The sequence below is a fragment of the Bacteroides caccae genome (assembly GCF_002222615.2).
GTDB lineage: Bacteria > Bacteroidota > Bacteroidia > Bacteroidales > Bacteroidaceae > Bacteroides > Bacteroides caccae.
The window spans coordinates 2,467,223-2,486,354 of the sequence record NZ_CP022412.2 but is presented as its reverse complement, the minus strand read 5'-3'; the positions used below and the strand labels follow the sequence as shown (position 1 = coordinate 2,486,354).

Sequence of the window (19,132 nt, the reverse complement as noted above, 5' to 3'; positions counted from 1 at the left end):
AAATATTGCCAATCTATTTGAATCCGACAATAACAACATTCCATCCTTATTGATCATTTACAGGAGTTTAGGGCGAAGGTAGAAGTAAAAGCCTATGGTAACTGTAACAAAATTTGTTATAATCACTAAATTAGTTATCTTTACCGTACAAACCCATTTGGGAAATAAAAAAAATATTACCATTAAATTCTAATAAAAGGATATTGGAATTTTGATACGGTTGATCTAATCGTGAACTCACATAAAACTATATTTACGATATGAATAAACTCTATTTAATTGCAACCGGAGCATTGCTTTCCGGTATTATTACGGTCCAGGCTCAAGAATGGAAGCCGCAACAATGGCCTGTATTAAAGAAATATGACAAGGAACATCTTTACCAAATTGCGTTACCTTTAGGAGGTATCGGAACTGGTACAGTATCGCTCGGAGGGCGTGGAGAACTACGCGACTGGGAAATAATGAATGTCCCGGCAAAGAAATACAGCACAGTAACCACAGGGAACAATGCTCCTTTCTTTGCAATCTATGCCAAACCGCAAAACCAGAAAGCGACTACCACATTGCTGGCAGGACCTTTATATTCGCATGAATATTTGCATTATGAAGGACGTCCTGTCAATCATCATGGTCTTCCGCGTTTTGAACAAGCTTCATTCGAGGCGGCATACCCTTTCGGACAAGTTTCTTTATCGGACAGCAATCTGCCTGTAAAAGTCAAGGTAAAGGGTTTTAACCCGTTTATTCCTGGCGATGCCGATGCCAGCGGATTGCCTGTGGCCGTACTCTCGTATGAAGTTACAAACACTACCGACCAACCGATGAATGTATCAATCTGTGGTTCGATACGCAACTTTATAGGTAAGGACGGAAGTAAATTCCGTACAGACTGGAAAGGTGATTACATTCCTACAGGAGCAAAGAACAACAAGAACAAGTATGTTGAAAGCAACAATATAAAAGGAATATACCTTTATTCGGATGGTGTAGATAAGGATGATTCGGCATGGGGAACTGTTGCGCTTACCACTCAGGCAGTTAATGGCGTGACTTACCGTACTTCGTCAAAAGCCGATAACTGGAACAATAGCATTCTCAACTTTTGGGATGATTTTAGTGCGGATGGTATGCTGACCGAACGAAGTAAGCAGGAAGATGAAGATCCTATGGCTTCATTGTCTGTAAATAAGACAATAGCTCCACAAAGTACTGAAACATTTACATTTTATATCACATGGAGTTTCCCGAACAGGAAAGCTTGGTCTTCTGTTGTAGTAGGCAACTATTATAGCAATCAATATCCTGATGCTTGGAAAGCAGCGGAAACTATCATCCCACAAATACCCGAATTAGAAAATAAGACATTGTCTTTCATTAATGCACTGCTCGGCACTTCTTATCCGGAGGTGGTGAAAGAGGCGGCTTTGTTCAATCTAGCTACATTGCGCTCTCAAACAGTATTTCGTTTGCCAAGCGGTCACATGATGGGATGGGAAGGTGTGATGGACCGTTTCGGTTCGTGTGAAGGTTCTTGTACCCATGTATGGAACTACGAAACTGCCACTCCTTATCTTTTCGGGGAACTGGCAAAAACCATGCGTGACGTAGAGTTCAACTATGCCACAAAGGAAAACGGTTTGATGAATTTCAGGGCATCTCTCCCACTTTCTGAAGCAAGCAAAGGGAACAATCCGGCTGCAGACGGGCAAATGGGATGTATAATGAAAATATATCGCGAATGGCAACTCTCCGGAGATAATGATTTTCTGAAAAATAACTGGGAACAGGTGAAGAAAGTCCTTTCATACGCTTGGATAGAAAAAGGCTGGGATGGTAATCAGGATGGAGTAATGGAAGGTTCGCAACATAATACCATGGATGTAAACTACTTTGGACCTAATCCTCAAATGGGCTTTTGGTATATGGGAGCTTTAAAGGCTGCCGAAAAGATGTCAATAGCAATGAAAGATAAAAACTTTGCGAAGAAATGCCGTACACTGTTTGAGAAAGGAAGCGAATGGATGGACGAAAATCTGTTCAACGGAGAGTACTATGAACATAAGATTACAGATCCGAAGACATTTGAATTTCTTGACATGAACGACCCTGATGTTAAGATTCCGGGATTCCAGTTAGGACAAGGTTGTCTTGTCGACCAGCTTGTTGGACAATATATGGCTCACTTGTGCGGATTAGGTTATCTGGGTGATAAGAAGAATATACAAACAACAATGAAGAGTATCATGAAATATAACTTCGTGGAAGACTTCAGCCGTCATTTTAACAATATGCGTTCTTACGTAATGGGCGATGAAGCAGGTTTACTTATGGCTTCTTGGCCGAAAGGACGTCTGGAAGTTCCATTCCCATACTTTTCCGAAGTCATGACAGGATTTGAATATTGTGCTGCCGTTGGAATGCTTTATGAAGGCATGGAAGAAGATGCTCTTACTTGTATCAATGCCATCCGGCGCCGTCATGATGGTGCAAAACGTAATCCTTTCAGTGAATCGGAATGCGGACACCATTACGCTCGCTCCATGGCAAGCTGGTCTGCTATCATAGCTTTGAGCGAGTTCCAATATTCGGGTGTTGATAAAAGCATGAAGATAACAGACCGTCCAGGCAACTATTTCTGGAGCAACGGCTATTCATGGGGTACGGTTCAAGTAACAGAAGATGATGTTACCATAGAAGTGATTAATGGTACCCTCTCGTTGAAGTCGCTTACGGTAGGTAGCCGGAAAGGTATGAAACTGAAGCATTTTGATTTTAAAGAAGGAGATGTCCGAAACATCAAACTTCATAAATAATTATTATTAAACATGGGTACACGGAGATACGGATTTGTTCTGGTAAGGAACTTTTATATCCGTATTTCCGCGTTTTAATATTTAATTTAGTATAAAAATGAAAAGCTAATATTATTATCTTACCTGTTTGTCCACTTTATTCCAAGTGGCTGTTTACCAAGAGAGAGAGAAAGCAATCTGAAGGGTTACTTTCTTGTTTCTAAGCAACTCCCAACAGTTCTACCTCAAACACCAATGTTGAGTAAGCAGGAATAGAATCAACTGATTTATTGCCGTATCCCATTGTATAAGGGATATAAATTATCCATTTATCCCCAACGTGCATTTTCTGAAGCGCCACCTGCCAGCCTTCTATTACGTCACTGAGACGTAAAGCATCGGGACAACTGCGTTCATAAGAATTATCAAACTCCCGACCGTCAATCAGACTTCCTTTGTAATGCACGGTAACAATGCTCCGTGCACCCGGAGAAACCGTACCTTCACCGGTCTCCAGTATTTTATAATAGATGCCACACGGCAATGCAAAAACACCTTCCTGAAAAGACAGGTTTTTCAGGAATCGCCGATTGGCTTCTTTATATTCTTTCTTCTTTCCCATAAACTATCTTATTAGAGTTCACAAAAATAAGTAGAATTGAGAAGAATCTATCATAAAAACAGTATATTTGTTTGTTGAATTATAAAACCTCTTCGCTATGGGACAAATGAAAACTAAATGTAGCAGTAGTGCTACCGGACTATTCTTTCTACTTTTGATGATCGTGAGTTTTTCATCATGCACACGCACGCAAAAAGACATCATTCCTTCTGCCGAATATGCTCCGTATATAAATGCCTATACGGGAGGAGTTATTTCACAGAACTCTACCATACGTATTGAACTGACACACGAGCAACCAATGGTAGACTTAAATAATGAGTTAAAGGAAAATCCGTTTAGTTTTTCACCTTCACTGAAAGGGAAGGCATATTGGGTGAGTAATAATACCATTGAATTTGTACCCGAAGAAGGTACACTGAAGCCGGGATCACTTTATGAGTGTACGTTCCAACTTGGCAAATTCGTCGAAGTGGACAAGAAATTAAAGGAGTTCAACTTCTCCTTCCGGGTACAGGAACGCAATTTCACACTTTCCATAGAACCACTACCTATCACAGATGCCCAACCGGATGAAATAAATATCAAGGGGGAAATATGTTTCAGCGACATCGTAAAAAAGGAAGAGGTGGAAAAGATATTGACCGTCAAGGACGGGAATAACAAAAGCTATCCGGTAGAAATTATACCAACAGATAATCTTACCCGATACCAATTCTGTATCAACCAGGTTCCAAGAGATACGGAGGATTACCAACTGACCATCACCGCCAATGGCAGTCCCGCACGTATCGATCAAACTCAAAGTGAAGAGGTTCTGATTCCAGCGAAAGATAGTTTCCGCTTTCTGTCCGCCACACGCATCGACGAACCGGAAAATGGAATTGAGGTTGTGTTCTCCGCCCCTTTATCCGATACACAGGACCTGAAAGGGTTGATTGAGATTCCGGAGCTTTCTTCTTCCGTTTTCCAGATCAAAGAAAACAGGGTATTCATCTACTTCGAAGCAAACCAGCTAAGCAAATTGACGCTCAACATCCATGAAGGAGTAAAAAGTAGTCAGGGCAAAACGTTGGGAACTTCACATTCGATCTCATTCAGCGAAATAAATCTGAAACCGCAGGTAGAGATGTTGACAACCGCCGCTATCCTGCCCGATTCAAAAAGCCTGATTATCCCATTCCGGGCTGTAAACCTGTATGCTGTGGACTTAAGCGTGATTCGTATCTTTGAAAATAATGTGCTGATGTTTATGCAAACCAATTCGCTAGCTTCTGCTAATGAATTACGCCGTTCGGGACGGTTGGTATACAAGAAAACATTATGGCTGGGCAAAGATACCTCAAAAGATATTCATAACTGGGAAAACTATTCGATAGACCTTGCCGGATTGATTCGTCAGGAACCGGGAGCCATTTACCGGGTGATACTCTCTTTCCGCCAGGAATACTCTGCTTATCCATGCGGCGGAGTCGACAATCAGGAGATTAAGTTCGCTGACAATAATACGCCGGACGGTTTGATGAAAGTAAGCGGAAGTGCCTTGTCCGAAGCGGATGAAGCGGTTTGGGATACGCCCGAAGCCTATTATTACTATAACGGCGGAACAATGGACTGGAGTGTATACCGATGGAAAGAACGGGATAATCCCTGTCACCCTTCCTATTATATGAATTCGGATCGGGCTGCCGCCTGCAACGTTTTTGCCTCTAATCGGGGAATGATCGTGAAACGTAATTCTCTGAATAAACTATGGATTGCCGTAAGTAACATATTGGATACAAATCCGGTAGGAAAAGCACAGGTAACGGTTTACAACTTCCAATTGCAACCCATAGGAAAAGGGGAAACGAATGGAGAGGGTTTTGTTGAAATCAGCTCAAAAGGAACACCCTTCATCGTTGTGGCAGAAGCGGAGAAACAAAAGGCTTATGTTCGCGTAGTAGACGGTGAAGAACAGTCTGTCAGCCGGTTCGATGTAGGAGGAAAAGAGATTCAGAAAGGACTGAAAGGATTCATCTATGGTGAAAGAGGTGTATGGCGACCGGGAGATACACTACACATCTCCTTCATATTGGAAGACCGGGAAAAGAGGATACCGGACAAACATCCCGTAGCACTCGAAATCTATAATCCGAAAGGGCAGTTCTATACCAAAATGATTTCCACACAAGGTATGAACGGATTCTACACGTTTGATGTTCCTACGCAAGCCGGTGACCCGACCGGTCTTTGGAATGCATATATAAAGGTAGGAGGAACTACTTTCCACAAAGGCCTGCGTATTGAAACGATAAAGCCCAACCGACTGAAAATCAATCTGACGCTACCGAAGATTCTTCAATCAACAGACAAAAATGTCACTGTTCCGCTCGCTTCTGCGTGGCTGACGGGAGCCACTGCCTCCAAATTGAAAGCTAAAGTGGAAATGTCTTTGTCCAAAGTAAACACGCAATTCAAGAACTACGGACAATATATATTCAACGATCCTGCTACGGATTTCACAACCATTAAAACGGATGTGTTCGATGGCATACTTAATGCGGAAGGAAAAGCAGGAGTCACGTTGAAAGTTCCGGCAGCAACAAATGCACCGGGTATGCTGAATGCGACCTTCACCACCCGGGTATTCGAACCGGGAGGAGACGCCAGCATCTATACACAAAGCATTCCGTTCTCCCCATTTGTATCTTACGTAGGAATCAATCTGAATCAACCGAAAGGAAAATATATCGAAACGGATAAAGACCACGTCTTTGATGTCGTGACCGTTAATTCGCAAGGACAGCCGGTGAACCGTTCCAACCTGGAATATAAGATATACCGCATCAGTTGGAGCTGGTGGTGGGAAAACAGCGACGAGTCTTTCGGCACTTACATCAACAATAGTTCCATTACCCCCGTAGCCAGTGGTAAATTGCAGACCAGCGGAGGAAAAACAACATTTAAATTCCGTGTCGATTATCCGTCTTGGGGACGCTATCTCGTATATGTAAAAGACAAAGATAGTGGCCACGCCACCGGAGGAACCATCTATGTAGACTGGCCGGAATCACGGGGACGTTCGAACAAGACCGATCCCAGCGGTATCAAGATGCTTACTTTCTCGCTGGATAAAGAATCTTACGAGATAGGAGAAACAGCTACGGCAATTATTCCTGCGGCTGCCGGAGGGCGTGCGTTGGTATCCATAGAAAACGGTTCGTCCGTATTACACCGGGAATGGATAGAGGTAACCAACGAGGGAGACACGAAATATACATTTGAGATTACTCCGGAAATGGCTCCGAACGTATATCTGCATATCAGTCTGCTACAACCTCATGCACAGACAATAAATGATTTACCGATCCGTATGTATGGCATTGCTCCGGTATTTGTCACCAACCGCCAGACTGTTCTGCAACCTCAGATACAGATGCCGGAAGTATTGCGACCGGAGACAGACTTCAACGTCACAGTCAGCGAAAAAAGTGGGAAGCCGATGACTTACACATTAGCTATTGTTGATGACGGATTATTGGATCTAACCAATTTCAAGACACCTGATCCCTGGAATGAATTCTATTCACGCGAGGCACTCGGTATCCGCACTTGGGATATGTACGACAATGTATTGGGAGCTTCTGCCGGAGCTTACAGTTCACTTTTCAGCGTTGGTGGAGATGCAACGCTCAAACCGGCCGACGCAAAAGCGAACCGGTTCAAACCCGTAGTGAAGTTTATAGGGCCATTCTATTTGGAAAAGGGCAGGCAGCAGACGCATACATTGAAACTTCCGATGTATGTGGGTTCGGTACGTGCCATGGTAGTGGCAGGACAGGACGGAGCTTACGGGAATGCAGAAAAGACTGCATTTGTACGGACACCATTAATGTTACTCTCCACTTTGCCGCGCGTACTTAGTATTCAGGAAGAAATCACTGTTCCGGTCAATGTCTTCGCTATGGAAAAACAAGTGAAGAATGTGACCGTATCGCTTCAGGCGTCCGGTGGTGGAGTTCAGATAGAAGGTTCCCATCAACAGTCGCTCACCTTCAACCGGCCCGGCGACCAACTTGTGTTCTTTACTTTAAAGACCGGCAACAAAACCGGAAAGGCAACCATCAAACTGACGGCAAGCGGTGGCGGACAACAAACCAAAGAAACCATTGAAATAGAAGTACGGAATCCGAATCCGATAGTTACATTACGCAGCAGCGAATGGATAGAAACGGGACAGAACAAAGAATTATCCTATCAGTTAGGAAGTTTGTCTGCAAACAACCAGATAAAACTGGAAGTATCGCGCATTCCATCAGTAGACATCAGCCGTCGGTTCGACTTCTTATATAACTATCAACACCACTGCACGGAACAGTTGACTTCAAAAGCACTGCCACTCCTGTTTATCGCTCAATTCAAAACAATAGATACCCGGGAGGCAGAGAAGATAAAAGCAAATGTACAAGAAGCGATCCGTCAGATTTACGCCCGCCAACTCCCCAACGGAGGATTTGTCTACTGGCCGGGAAATGCCGTTGCTGACGAATGGATCAGTTCTTACACAGGAATGTTCTTAACACTGGCGCAGGAGAAAGGCTATGCCGTCCATGCAAATGTATTGAACAAGTGGAAACGCTTCCAACGTGCTGCCGCACAAAATTGGCGTATGCCTCAAGAGGCAAACAACTGGCAACAATGGCAGTCAGAACTGCAACAGGCTTTCCGCCTCTATACCCTGGCTCTGGCCGGTGCACCAGAATATGGCGCCATGAACCGGATGAAAGAACAACCGGGATTATCTATCCAAGCTAAATGGAGACTGGCAGCTGCCTACGCACTGACGGGCAAGATGAAGCCTGCCGAAGAACTAGTGTACAATGCAGAGACAACAGTCATCCCCTACTCTTCCATGAATCAGATTTACGGTTCGTCCGACCGGGATGAAGCGATGATCTTGGAAACATTACTTCTGATGAACCGGGAACGGGATGCTTTACAGCAAGCGAAAGTCGTTTCAAAGAATCTGTCACAAGAGAACTGGTTCAGTACACAGTCCACCGCTTTCGCCCTTATGGCAATGGGACGTCTGGCGGAGAAGTTGTCCGGCTCGTTAGACTTCACCTGGACATGGAACGGCAAACAACAGCCTGCCGTAAAATCGGCCAAAGCCGTCTTCGAGAAAGAGATTTCCACTTCTCCCAAATCAGGAACGGTTGCCGTAAAGAATCAAGGCAAGGGAGCACTAAGCGTAGACCTTATTACACGTACACAGTTGTTGAATGATACGTTGCCGGCTATTTCCGACAATCTTCGTATGGATATCAGGTATGCAAGTATGGATGGTAAACCGATGTCTGTCAACGATATCCGGCAGGGAACGGACTTCACGGCTATTGCTTCGATATCCAACACAAGCGGGACCACCGATTACACCAACTTGGCATTGACTCACATCATCCCGTCCGGCTGGGAAGTGTATAACGAGAGAATGACGGTTCCCGAAGCAGAGCCACAAGAGACAACCGACTCGTCCGGTAATGTGAGCGGCCAATATACTTATCAGGATATCCGCGACGATCGTGTATTGACTTATTTCAATCTGCGCCGGGGCGAAACGAAGATATTTACAATCAGGCTGCAAGCTACCTATGCGGGTAACTTTATCCTTCCGGCTGTTCAGTGTGAAGCGATGTATGACGTCAATGTACAGGCACGAAGCAAAGCGGGAAGAACCACAGTCAGCCGCTAATGTAGATTCTGTGCATGGAACAAACTCGGTTCATGGGAGACAAGATATTGAATTTCTTCAAACATTTATCCGTCATTAAAAGAGTATTGCTCGGCATTATTACTCTTTTAGTGATAGGATATATCTTTTGTCTTCCCCGGCAACTGTTTCATGTTCCCTACTCTACCGTTGTGACAGACAGAAATGGAGAGTTATTAGGAGCACGTATCGCTTCCGACGGTCAATGGAGATTTCCTCCACGAAAGACGACACCCGAGAAAATCAGGCAATGCCTCATTACTTTCGAAGACAAGAATTTCTATTATCATTGGGGAGTAGACCCGTTATCCATAGGGAGAGCTACTTATCAGAATCTAAAAAACAAACGTATCGTCAGCGGAGGCAGTACCCTCACAATGCAGACGATCCGCCTGGCCCGCCATGAGTCACGAACTTTCGGAGAGAAAGTGATTGAAATGATTCTTGCCACCCGGTTGGAGTTTCGTGCTTCAAAAGAAGAAATCCTGTCGATGTATGTATCACACGCACCTTTCGGAGGAAATGTAGTAGGATTGGATGCAGCATCCTGGCGTTATTTCGGTCACTCCACCGAGGATTTATCATGGGCAGAATCCGCCATGCTCGCCGTCCTGCCCAATGCCCCCGCCATCATTCATTTGTCGAAAGGACGAAAAACACTACTTGCCAAACGAAACCGTCTCCTGAAACAACTTCTTGATAAAGAGATTATCGACTCATCGACCTATGAACTGGCTGTCAGCGAACCGCTGCCTGACGAACCTCATCCCTTACCTCAAATAGCGCCGCATCTGGTCAGCCGATTCTATCAGGAAAGAAACGGCCGGTATTCCCGCACGACTATCGACAAAGGAATGCAGACTCATATAGAGGATTTGGCCGAACGCTGGAGCAATGAATTCAATCGGAGTGATATTCGCAACCTGGCTATTCTTGTGATTGACATTCCTTCCAGTCAAGTAGTGGCTTACTGCGGGAATGTACATTTCGACCGGAAACAAGGAGGAAATCAGGTAGATGTGATCCAGGCTCCCAGAAGCACTGGCAGTATATTGAAACCTTTCTTATATTATGCCATGTTGCAGGAAGGAAGTATGTTGCCCGATATGCTATTGCCGGATGTGCCTGTCAACATCAACGGGTATACTCCACAGAACTTCAGTATGCAATATGAAGGAGCCGTACCCGCTTCAGAAGCATTAGCACGCTCATTGAATATCCCGGCAGTGACCATGCTGCAAAGATACGGAGTACCCAAGTTCCACAACTTCCTGCAACAAATAGGATTCAAAACGATCAGTCGCCCATCCTCCCATTATGGGTTATCATTGATTTTAGGAGGAGCGGAAGCTACGTTATGGGACGTGACGAACGCCTATGCGCAAATGGGGCGAAGCCTTGTCACCGGACATTCGGATTCAGAAACTCCCGTTTCCTCCAAAGAAGCGGAAGCGAGAATGATAGTAGAAGAAGATACTAAAAACAGGGCCGTACAGCATAAAAGTATCTGGGATAAAGGTGCCGTGTGGCAGACATTCAACGCTTTGAAAGAAGTCAACCGCCCCGAAGAAATTGACTGGAAAGCTATCCCTTCCATGCAGCCGGTTGCATGGAAAACCGGAACAAGCTATGGATTCCGTGACGCCTGGGCAGTGGGTGTAACTCCACGTTATGCAGTCGGCGTATGGGTAGGAAATGCAACCGGAGAGGGAAAGCCCGGATTAGTCGGCGCACAAACAGCAGGTCCCGTGTTATTCGACATATTCAATTATCTCCCTTCATCGTCATGGTTCGAACGCCCGACAGGAGTTTTCATTGATGCAGAAGTATGCCACCAGTCCGGCCACTTGAAAGGAAGATTTTGTGAAGATATAGATACATTGCTAGTTCTGCCCGCCGGACTGCGGACAGAAGCTTGCCCTTATCATCACCTTGTCACACTATCCGCCGATGAAAGCCGGCGTATTTATGAAAACTGTGCAAATACAGAGCCTACTATTCAGAAATCCTGGTTTGTCCTGCCACCCGTATGGGAATGGTATTACAAACAACATCACCCGGAATACAAGTCGCTTCCGCCTTTCAAACCCGGCTGTGGGGAAGACACCTTCCAAGCAATGCAATTTATTTATCCTCCGATGAACGCCCGTATCAAACTGCCCCGACAAATGGATGGCAGTAAAGGTTTTATAACGGTGGAACTGGCTCATAGCAATCCTGACGCAACGATCTTCTGGCACCTCGATGAAACTTATCAGACGCAAACGCAGGACTTCCACAAGATTTCCCTGCAACCTACTCCCGGTAAACATTCACTGACAGCAGTAGACGATGAGGGCAATACAGTTTCTACTACTTTCTTCGTCGAATAAACAGCTTATTTATTATCTTTGCGGCATGAAACAGCCATTAAAAGAAAACGGAGGACTACCGGCGTCTATCCTCTGGACACTTGCTATTGTGGCGGGTATTTCGGTAGCCAATATCTATTACGTCCAACCTCTGCTAAATATGATACGCCATGAACTTGGCATATCAGAGTTCCGAACTAACCTGATTGCCATGGTCACGCAGATAGGTTATGCGGCCGGACTATTGTTTATCACTCCCTTGGGTGATTTATACCAACGCAAGAAGATTATCCTTGCCAACTTCCTCGTCCTTATATTCTCACTATTGACGATTGCCCTGGCGCATAATATCCATGTGATACTTGTTGCCTCATTCCTTACGGGGGCCTGTTCTATGATTCCACAGATATTCATTCCCATGGCCGCCCAGTTTTCACGTCCGGAGCATAAAGGCAGAAATGTAGGAATCGTTTTATCGGGATTACTGACCGGCATCTTGGCTTCACGCGTCGTCAGCGGATTCGTCGGTGAACTGTTCGGGTGGCGGGAGATGTATTATATTGCCGCAGGTATGATGTTTGTCTGTGCGGTTGTCGTACTGAAAGTTCTTCCCAACATTCAGACCAACTTCCGGGGAAAGTACAGCGACCTGATGAAATCCCTGCTGGCTTTGGTGAAAGAGTTTCCGCAACTACGCATCTACTCTATCCGGGCCGCCCTGAACTTCGGTTCGCTCCTCGCCATGTGGTCCTGCCTCGCTTTCAAAATGGGACAAGCTCCATTCTTCGCCAATAGCGACGTGATTGGTATGCTGGGACTTTGCGGAGTAGCCGGAGCATTAACAGCTTCTTTTGTGGGAAGATATGTAAAACGGGTAGGCGTTCGCCGCTTCAACTTCATCGGCTGCGGATTGATTCTTTTGTCCTGGTTATTGTTCTTCGTCGGAGAAAACACTTACGCCGGAATCATCGCCGGCATTATCATGATTGATATAGGGATGCAATGCATCCAACTCAGTAACCAGACGAGTATCTTCGAACTGAATCCCCGCGCTTCGAACCGTATCAATACAATTTTCATGACTACCTACTTCATCGGTGGCTCCATGGGAACATTCCTTGCCGGAAGTTTCTGGCAACTGTATGGCTGGCACGGCGTTATCGGTATCGGAGTCCTTTTAACCGGTATTTCTCTATTAATTACGATTTTCTTTAAGAAGTGAGTCAACAAAATGGATGGTAAAACCGTTTAATACAAAAAATCAGTAAACTATGAAGTACGGAGTTAACAGACAAATCTTACTAATCATAGCCGGCACCGTCTGGATTATTGCGGGCGGAAACATCCTGCGGATAGGAATCGTCACCTGGATGAACAACTCACACGACTGGATGTTTAAGATAGGGGAAGCCACTATCGTTTTCCTGTTATTCTTCGTACTGATTTTTAAAAGACTCTACTACAAGCATACCCGCCGGATTGAACAGAAGAAAGAAACCCGCAACTGTCCTTTCTCTTTCTTCGATGTAAAAAGCTGGATAATCATGATATTCATGATTTCTCTCGGAATTACGATCCGAAGCTTCCATTTGCTACCCGAAAGTTTTATCTCTGTCTTCTACACCGGATTGTCCATTGCGCTGATTCTGACAGGAATACTTTTCATCCGCTATTGGTGGCTGAAACGTAAAACCATGCTCAACTAAAGGTTAGCTCTTTCTATATTCCAAGAAAATATAAACTTATAATAATTTTTATTGCCCGCTCCCATAATGCAAAAGATTTCCACCTTTTTGTTGTATCTTTGCAGCCAAAAATAAATATCAGCTAAACAACAAAAAAAGGATTAGAGAATTTAGCATGAAAAAAGCTCCTTCCCCACTCGTATCACTGATACCGATTATTGTACTTGTTCTATTATTATTCGCTACTATCCATACTTTCGGCAGCGACGCACTGAGTGGCGGCAGCCAAGTGTCACTGCTTACTACCACCGCAGTCTGTATCCTTATCGGCATGGCATTCTACAAAATTCCATGGAAAGACTACGAGCTGGCTATTACAAACAACGTAGCCGGAGTGACAACTGCTATCATTATCCTGCTGATTATTGGTGCGCTCAGCGGTATCTGGATGATTAGCGGTGTAGTGCCTACGCTGATTTATTATGGAATGCAGATTATCCACCCAAGTTTCTTCCTTGCATCCACCTGCATTATCTGCGTACTGATTTCAGTCATGACCGGAAGTTCGTGGACTACAATTGCCACTATCGGTATCGCATTAATGGGGATCGGTAAGGCGCAGGGATTTGAAGAAGGTTGGATTGCAGGAGCGATTATCTCCGGTGCCTATTTTGGCGACAAGGTATCTCCATTGTCGGAAACTACCATATTGGCAGCCTCCGTCACAGACACTCCCCTCTTCCGCCATATCCGCTACATGATGATAACCACGATTCCTTCTCTTGTCATTACCCTGATTATTTTCACCGTAGCGGGATTCTCACATGATGCCAACAATACGCAACATATCACGGAGGTGGCCGCCGCACTGAATGAGAAGTTCCATATCACACCATGGCTTCTGATTGTTCCGGTCGCCACGGGAATATTGATTGCACGTAAGGTACCTTCTATCATTACGCTGTTCCTGTCAACATTGCTGGCAGGCATCTTTGCCCTGATATTTCAACCGGATTTATTACAGGAGATTTCGGGAATGGCTGCCTCCGGCTTCGATTCGCTGTTCAAAGGACTGATGATGACCTTCTACGGAAGTACAAGTCTGCATACAGATAATGCCGTTTTGACAGATTTAATCGCTACACGTGGCATGTCCGGCATGATGAATACGATTTGGCTGATCTTATGTGCCATGTGCTTTGGCGGAGCGATGACAGCCAGCGGTATGTTGGGAAGTATCACTTCTATCTTTGTCCGTTTTATGAAGAAAACAGTCAGCGTGGTGGGAGCTACGGTTTGTTCCGGGTTGTTCCTCAATCTGGCAACTGCCGACCAATACATCAGTATCATTCTGACCGGAAATATGTTCCGCGACATTTATGCTAAAAAAGGTTACGAAAGTTGTTTGCTGAGCCGGACGACCGAGGATTCAGTAACCGTTACATCCGTGCTGATCCCCTGGAATACCTGCGGGATGACGCAGGCTACAATACTAAGCGTCCCCACATTGGTATATCTTCCCTATTGTTTTTTCAACATTATCAGCCCTTTAATGAGTATTGCCGTCGCAGCGATCGGATATAAAATTGCGCGACGCTCGTGAACAATCTGGCACAGACTTTGTTTTTGCAATAAACGGACAACGTATTAAACCTAAACAAAAAAAAGTTATGAAAAAGTTTATTGCATTATTAGCATTAGTATTAGTAAGTGCAAGCACGATGATGTATGCACAGGAAAGTAACGCAGCAGCACGCCGCGCAGAAAGAAAAACTCAAAGAGATGCGGAAAGAGCTAAACTCCGTGCCGAAGAACAGGTGCAGGACATGGCAGCTTATCAACAAGCCGTACAGGCTTTGAAGAATAAACAGTTCGTTCTGGAAGCCAATCAGGTAATATTCCGCAATGGCATGAGCGCTTTTGTTACTTCAAACACTAACTTCGTTCTGATGAACGGCAATAGAGCCACAGTACAGACTGCTTTCAACACTCCTTATCCCGGCCCTAACGGAATCGGTGGTGTCACAGTAGACGGTAATTCTTCGGACATGAAGATGAATGTCGACAAGAAAGGTAATGTGAACTGCTCATTCAGCGTTCAAGGTATCGGTATCTCCGCTCAAGTATTTATCACCATGAGCAACGGAGACAACAACGCTTCAGTTACAATCAGCCCTAACTTCAGCAACAATAACCTGACACTGAACGGAAATATCATTCCGCTCGACCAGTCCAACATCTTCAAAGGACGTTCCTGGTAATCGGGATACAAGAATCTTGGAACAACTCCGCTACAAATCGCGCAAAATGCGTACATTTGTAGCGGAGTTTTTTTAATTCATTAATTTCCTATGAGAGAATATATCATCGCAGACAATCAGGACATCAGTAAAGCGGGGATGATGTTTCTGCTAAGCAAACAGAAAGATGTTGCCACCCTCTTAGAAGCTGACAACAAGGCAGAACTGATTCAGCAGCTCCGGTTGTATCCGCAAGCGGTGGTAGTGCTGGATTATACGCTATTCGATTTTGCCGGGGCGGATGAGCTGATTGTCTTGCAGGAAAGATTCAAAGAGGTCGACTGGATTCTGTTCTCGGATGAGTTAAGTATTAATTTTCTCCGTCAGGTATTGTTCAGCAGTATGGCTTTCGGGGTAGTGATGAAAGATAATTCAAAAGAGGAAATCATGACTGCTATCCAATGTGCCGGCCGTAAACAACGGTATATCTGCAATCATGTCAGCAACCTGCTGCTTTCAGGCGCTGCTTCTCCTGTAGCCGGCACAATGACAGAAGACCATTTGCTGACGCAAACGGAAAAGAATATCCTGAAAGAAATTGCACTGGGGAAAACAACGAAAGAGATTGCAGCGGAAAAAAATCTAAGCTTCCATACTATTAACAGCCACCGCAAAAATATCTTCCGGAAACTGGGAGTGAATAATGTGCACGAAGCGACTAAATATGCGATGCGGGCAGGGATTGTGGATTTGGCGGAATATTATATCTAAAAATAATCTACTTCACGGCGTCAATCCCTGCAAGAAGCTCTTCATCCGATTTCCCCACTCCCCACGCAAACCTGCGCAGCCTCATCATAAACAACTCCGAACTGTCCGGGGGCAATACCCTGCAACTTTTCAGAAGACAAGATACGGAACTGCCTCTCTCCTTCCTGCACAAGTTTCCCTTTCGTAAATTCGGGAGTATGGCGAATCTTGAAAGTGATGTCTATCTCCTTTCCTGCTGACTGCCACGGATTATCCGTAATAAAATGGAAATCGTTGATGCGAAGTTCATTGCCGTATTGTGTTTTCACACCGTAACCACGGGACACATAGATAATATTCTCCTGAATATCTTTCTTTATCACAAACCAAGGACCACCACTTAATCCTAGCCCCTTGCGCTGACCGATCGTATGAAACCAATACCCCCGATGCGTACCCAGTTTCTTACCAGTCTCCAATTCGATAATCATCCCTTCCTTTTCTCCCAAAAAGCGGCGGACAAAATCATTGTAGTTTATCTTTCCGAGAAAGCAAATGCCCTGACTGTCTTTTCTCCGGGCACTCGGTAAGTCTGCATTCAACGCTATCTCACGCACTTCATGCTTCATCAGTCCGCCAATGGGAAACATCAGCTTGGAAACTTGCAGATAATCTATTTGTGCAAGGAAGTCCGTCTGGTCCTTTACAGGATCTTTCGCTGTCCCGAGCCACGTCTTACCGTTACGTTGCAAGGTAGTGGCGTAATGTCCGGTAGCCGTATAATCAAAGTCTTTTCCGATACGCTGTTCAAAGCAGCCAAACTTAATAAGTTTGTTGCACATCACATCCGGATTGGGTGTCAGCCCCTTCTTAATCTTATCAATGGCATAGGCCGCCACATTGTCCCAATACTCGCGATGTAAATCCACCACCTCCAAAGACAGACCGTATTTACGGGCAGTAGCGGTAGACAATTCAATATCTTCCTCTGCCGAACAATCCATATATTCCGCCCCGTCCATGCCGATCTTAATATAAAAAAGAGTCGGCTTGTATCCTTGCTCACAAAGGAGATGTACGACCACCGAACTGTCGACACCTCCCGATAATAATGCAGCTATATCCATCCAAAAATCCTATTAATACCTATTGATAACTTTGATATGGCAAAGATAAGGCCATATCCGCTAACAACCAATCACACATTGAAGGCATTTTTATACCATAAATGTGGTAGATAAGCAAAGTATTTCCTACATTTGCACAGTGAAAAGCTTTTTATAATGACAAAATTAAGAAAGATAATCCTTATACCTGCCCTGGTTATCGTATCTATCAGCGGCTTTTTCTCCTGCGGTGTCGACCGCTGGCCGGAGTATGCCCACATGACTGCATTGGACACATGGATGTACGATATCATGCAACAGAACTATCTGTGGTATCAAGACCTACCTTCCTACGATGATGCGAATCTGTTTCTGGAACCTGCCCAGTTCTTGTCAAAAGTAAAGTCGAAGAACGACAGTTATTCGTTCGTCGATTCTGTCATGGAGACTCCGCTGCCAAGCTATGGATTCGACTATTCATTGGTTCGCAACCCGGACATTGACACTGCTTACAACGCACTGATTACTTATGTCATTCCCGGTTCTCCGGCCGCGGCCGTACTGAAACGGGGCGACTGGATTGTGAAAGTAGACACCTCCTATATCAGCAAGAAATATGAAAGCCAACTACTGCAAGGTACGGAACCCTTGGAAGTTACTTTAGGAAAATATCAATTAGTTCCGCCCACAGAGCCACCGGTAGAAGGTGAAGAAGAAGAAATTTACCGGGTTGTTCCGGTAGGTGATCCGGTAAAGATTGGTGCAGCCGTACCATTGGTAGACAATCCGGTTCACTGTAAGAAAACACTGACACTGACCGATGGAAGTGAAGTCGGCTATCTGATGTACAACAGTTTTACGGCAGGCACCAAAGAGAGTCCGGAAAAATACAACGCCGAATTACGCGAATGGTCGGATGAGCTTGCTCAGAAGAATATTCACGAGGTAATACTCGACCTGCGATACAACAAAGGAGGAAGCATTGATTGCGTACAGTTGTTGAGTACGATGCTTGTGTCTTCTTATTATCTTGACCAGACAATGGGATTTCTGGAATATAATGACAAGAACACGGATAAAGATGTGACCCTGACATTTGACTCCAAACTTTTAAATACCTCCGGCGGCAAGAACCTGGACTTAACAACCCTTATCGTCCTGATTGGCGGAGAAACAGCAGGAGCACCGGAAATGCTAATGCACTGCCTGAACGGAAAGATTCAAAAATTAATAGCTATCGGCAGTTCAACAAAAGGACAAAATGTAGCCACGGAACAATTCATCAACGAAGAATTCCAATGGTCCGTCAATCCGGTTGTAGCTACTATCTATGACTCCGAGCATGATACTTACCCCGGATTCAAACCGACATACTCAGTCAATGCTTCAACAGATTACTTAACTTTCCTGCCTTTCGGTGATGAAAAGGAAACTTTGTTGAGTGTTGCCCTCGGAGTATTGAACGGAACTTATCCGCCTAAAGAAGAGGAAGAAGAAACTCCAAGCACACGAATCAAGATAGAGAAAAGTGTGAATAGTCCTTCGAGCCGGTTGTTCATAGGAGGAAGCGGATTAAGAATCAAATAATAGCCAGACTACAATTTCGGCATTCTTTTGTCAAGAGCAGATTTATGCATCATTAACAGAGAAAGCGGCATTACTCCGCTTTTTCAAAACGCACGCTCTAAATCTACTTAACAGAGCGTCTGTTTCCGGTAAACAGAGCGTCTGTTCCAACCTGACAGAGCGTGTAATTTGTCGTAGTCCGTCAGCTAAAGTGCTTTCATCCCCGAGCTTACGCCCGTTATGAGCCGGGGTCAAGTTCTCACAC

The 19,132-nt window shown here is 44.8% G+C and carries 11 protein-coding genes; 9 read left to right on the top strand and 2 right to left on the bottom strand.

The genetic code is table 11. From position 1 onward, the window contains the following. The first annotated feature begins 260 nt into the window (after positions 1–260). Complete coding sequence (locus CGC64_RS09730) at positions 261–2,816, top strand: GH116 family glycosyl-hydrolase (protein WP_005677720.1); 2,556 nt, start codon at positions 261–263, stop codon at positions 2,814–2,816. A 199-nt stretch (positions 2,817–3,015) separates the two neighbouring features. Here the strand turns inward: CGC64_RS09730 and CGC64_RS09725 are convergent, their stop codons facing one another. Next, positions 3,016–3,417 (bottom strand): FKBP-type peptidyl-prolyl cis-trans isomerase, encoded by a 402-nt coding sequence (locus CGC64_RS09725; protein ID WP_005677719.1) that lies wholly within the window; start codon positions 3,415–3,417, stop codon positions 3,016–3,018. Between the two features lie 97 nt (positions 3,418–3,514). Here CGC64_RS09725 and CGC64_RS09720 point away from each other — a divergent pair, with 97 nt between their 5' ends. The 7 genes from CGC64_RS09720 to CGC64_RS09690 all read left to right on the top strand — a co-directional run bounded on the left by CGC64_RS09720 (position 3,515) and on the right by CGC64_RS09690 (position 16,216). Beyond that, positions 3,515–9,151 carry an alpha-2-macroglobulin family protein gene (locus CGC64_RS09720; protein WP_005677716.1) on the top strand — a complete coding sequence of 1,879 codons (5,637 nt, stop codon included), beginning with the start codon at positions 3,515–3,517 and terminating at the stop codon, positions 9,149–9,151. Positions 9,152–9,183: 32 nt separating this feature from the next. Further along, the gene (gene pbpC / locus CGC64_RS09715) at positions 9,184–11,541 is read left to right on the top strand and encodes a penicillin-binding protein 1C (RefSeq protein WP_032855202.1); all 2,358 of its coding nucleotides are present in this window, start codon (positions 9,184–9,186) and stop codon (positions 11,539–11,541) included. A gap of 25 nt (positions 11,542–11,566) precedes the next feature. Next, positions 11,567–12,742, top strand: coding sequence for an MFS transporter (locus tag CGC64_RS09710; RefSeq protein ID WP_005680513.1), 1,176 nt, complete (start codon positions 11,567–11,569; stop codon positions 12,740–12,742). Between the two features lie 49 nt (positions 12,743–12,791). Next, the gene (locus CGC64_RS09705; protein ID WP_005677712.1) at positions 12,792–13,226 is read left to right on the top strand and encodes a hypothetical protein; all 435 of its coding nucleotides are present in this window, start codon (positions 12,792–12,794) and stop codon (positions 13,224–13,226) included. A 154-nt stretch (positions 13,227–13,380) separates the two neighbouring features. Continuing rightward, positions 13,381–14,808, top strand: coding sequence for a Na+/H+ antiporter NhaC family protein (locus CGC64_RS09700; RefSeq protein ID WP_005677711.1), 1,428 nt, complete (start codon positions 13,381–13,383; stop codon positions 14,806–14,808). A gap of 67 nt (positions 14,809–14,875) precedes the next feature. Next, on the top strand, positions 14,876–15,466 hold the full coding sequence (locus CGC64_RS09695; protein WP_005677710.1) for a DUF4251 domain-containing protein: 591 nt from the start codon (positions 14,876–14,878) through the stop codon (positions 15,464–15,466). A 90-nt stretch (positions 15,467–15,556) separates the two neighbouring features. Next, complete coding sequence (locus CGC64_RS09690; protein WP_005677708.1) at positions 15,557–16,216, top strand: response regulator transcription factor; 660 nt, start codon at positions 15,557–15,559, stop codon at positions 16,214–16,216. Between the two features lie 41 nt (positions 16,217–16,257). Here CGC64_RS09690 and mnmA read toward each other — a convergent pair whose 3' ends face one another. Further along, positions 16,258–17,322, bottom strand: a complete 1,065-nt coding sequence (gene mnmA, locus CGC64_RS09685; RefSeq protein ID WP_005677706.1) for a tRNA 2-thiouridine(34) synthase MnmA — start codon at positions 17,320–17,322, stop codon at positions 16,258–16,260. Positions 17,323–17,478: 156 nt separating this feature from the next. On the opposite strand from mnmA, the gene CGC64_RS09680 reads away from it, so the two are divergent. After that, the gene (locus CGC64_RS09680) at positions 17,479–18,888 is read left to right on the top strand and encodes a S41 family peptidase (RefSeq protein WP_005677704.1); all 1,410 of its coding nucleotides are present in this window, start codon (positions 17,479–17,481) and stop codon (positions 18,886–18,888) included. The last annotated feature ends 244 nt before the right edge of the window (positions 18,889–19,132 follow it).

Coding starts and splice junctions, on each gene's coding strand:
- pbpC (WP_032855202.1), top strand. CDS start 9,184: ATGGGAGACAAGATATTGAATTTCTTCAAACATTTATCCGTCATTAAA.
- CGC64_RS09690 (WP_005677708.1), top strand. CDS start 15,557: ATGAGAGAATATATCATCGCAGACAATCAGGACATCAGTAAAGCGGGG.
- CGC64_RS09705 (WP_005677712.1), top strand. CDS start 12,792: ATGAAGTACGGAGTTAACAGACAAATCTTACTAATCATAGCCGGCACC.
- CGC64_RS09725 (WP_005677719.1), bottom strand. CDS start 3,417: ATGGGAAAGAAGAAAGAATATAAAGAAGCCAATCGGCGATTCCTGAAA.
- mnmA (WP_005677706.1), bottom strand. CDS start 17,322: ATGGATATAGCTGCATTATTATCGGGAGGTGTCGACAGTTCGGTGGTC.
- CGC64_RS09720 (WP_005677716.1), top strand. CDS start 3,515: ATGGGACAAATGAAAACTAAATGTAGCAGTAGTGCTACCGGACTATTC.
- CGC64_RS09710 (WP_005680513.1), top strand. CDS start 11,567: ATGAAACAGCCATTAAAAGAAAACGGAGGACTACCGGCGTCTATCCTC.
- CGC64_RS09730 (WP_005677720.1), top strand. CDS start 261: ATGAATAAACTCTATTTAATTGCAACCGGAGCATTGCTTTCCGGTATT.
- CGC64_RS09695 (WP_005677710.1), top strand. CDS start 14,876: ATGAAAAAGTTTATTGCATTATTAGCATTAGTATTAGTAAGTGCAAGC.
- CGC64_RS09700 (WP_005677711.1), top strand. CDS start 13,381: ATGAAAAAAGCTCCTTCCCCACTCGTATCACTGATACCGATTATTGTA.
- CGC64_RS09680 (WP_005677704.1), top strand. CDS start 17,479: ATGACAAAATTAAGAAAGATAATCCTTATACCTGCCCTGGTTATCGTA.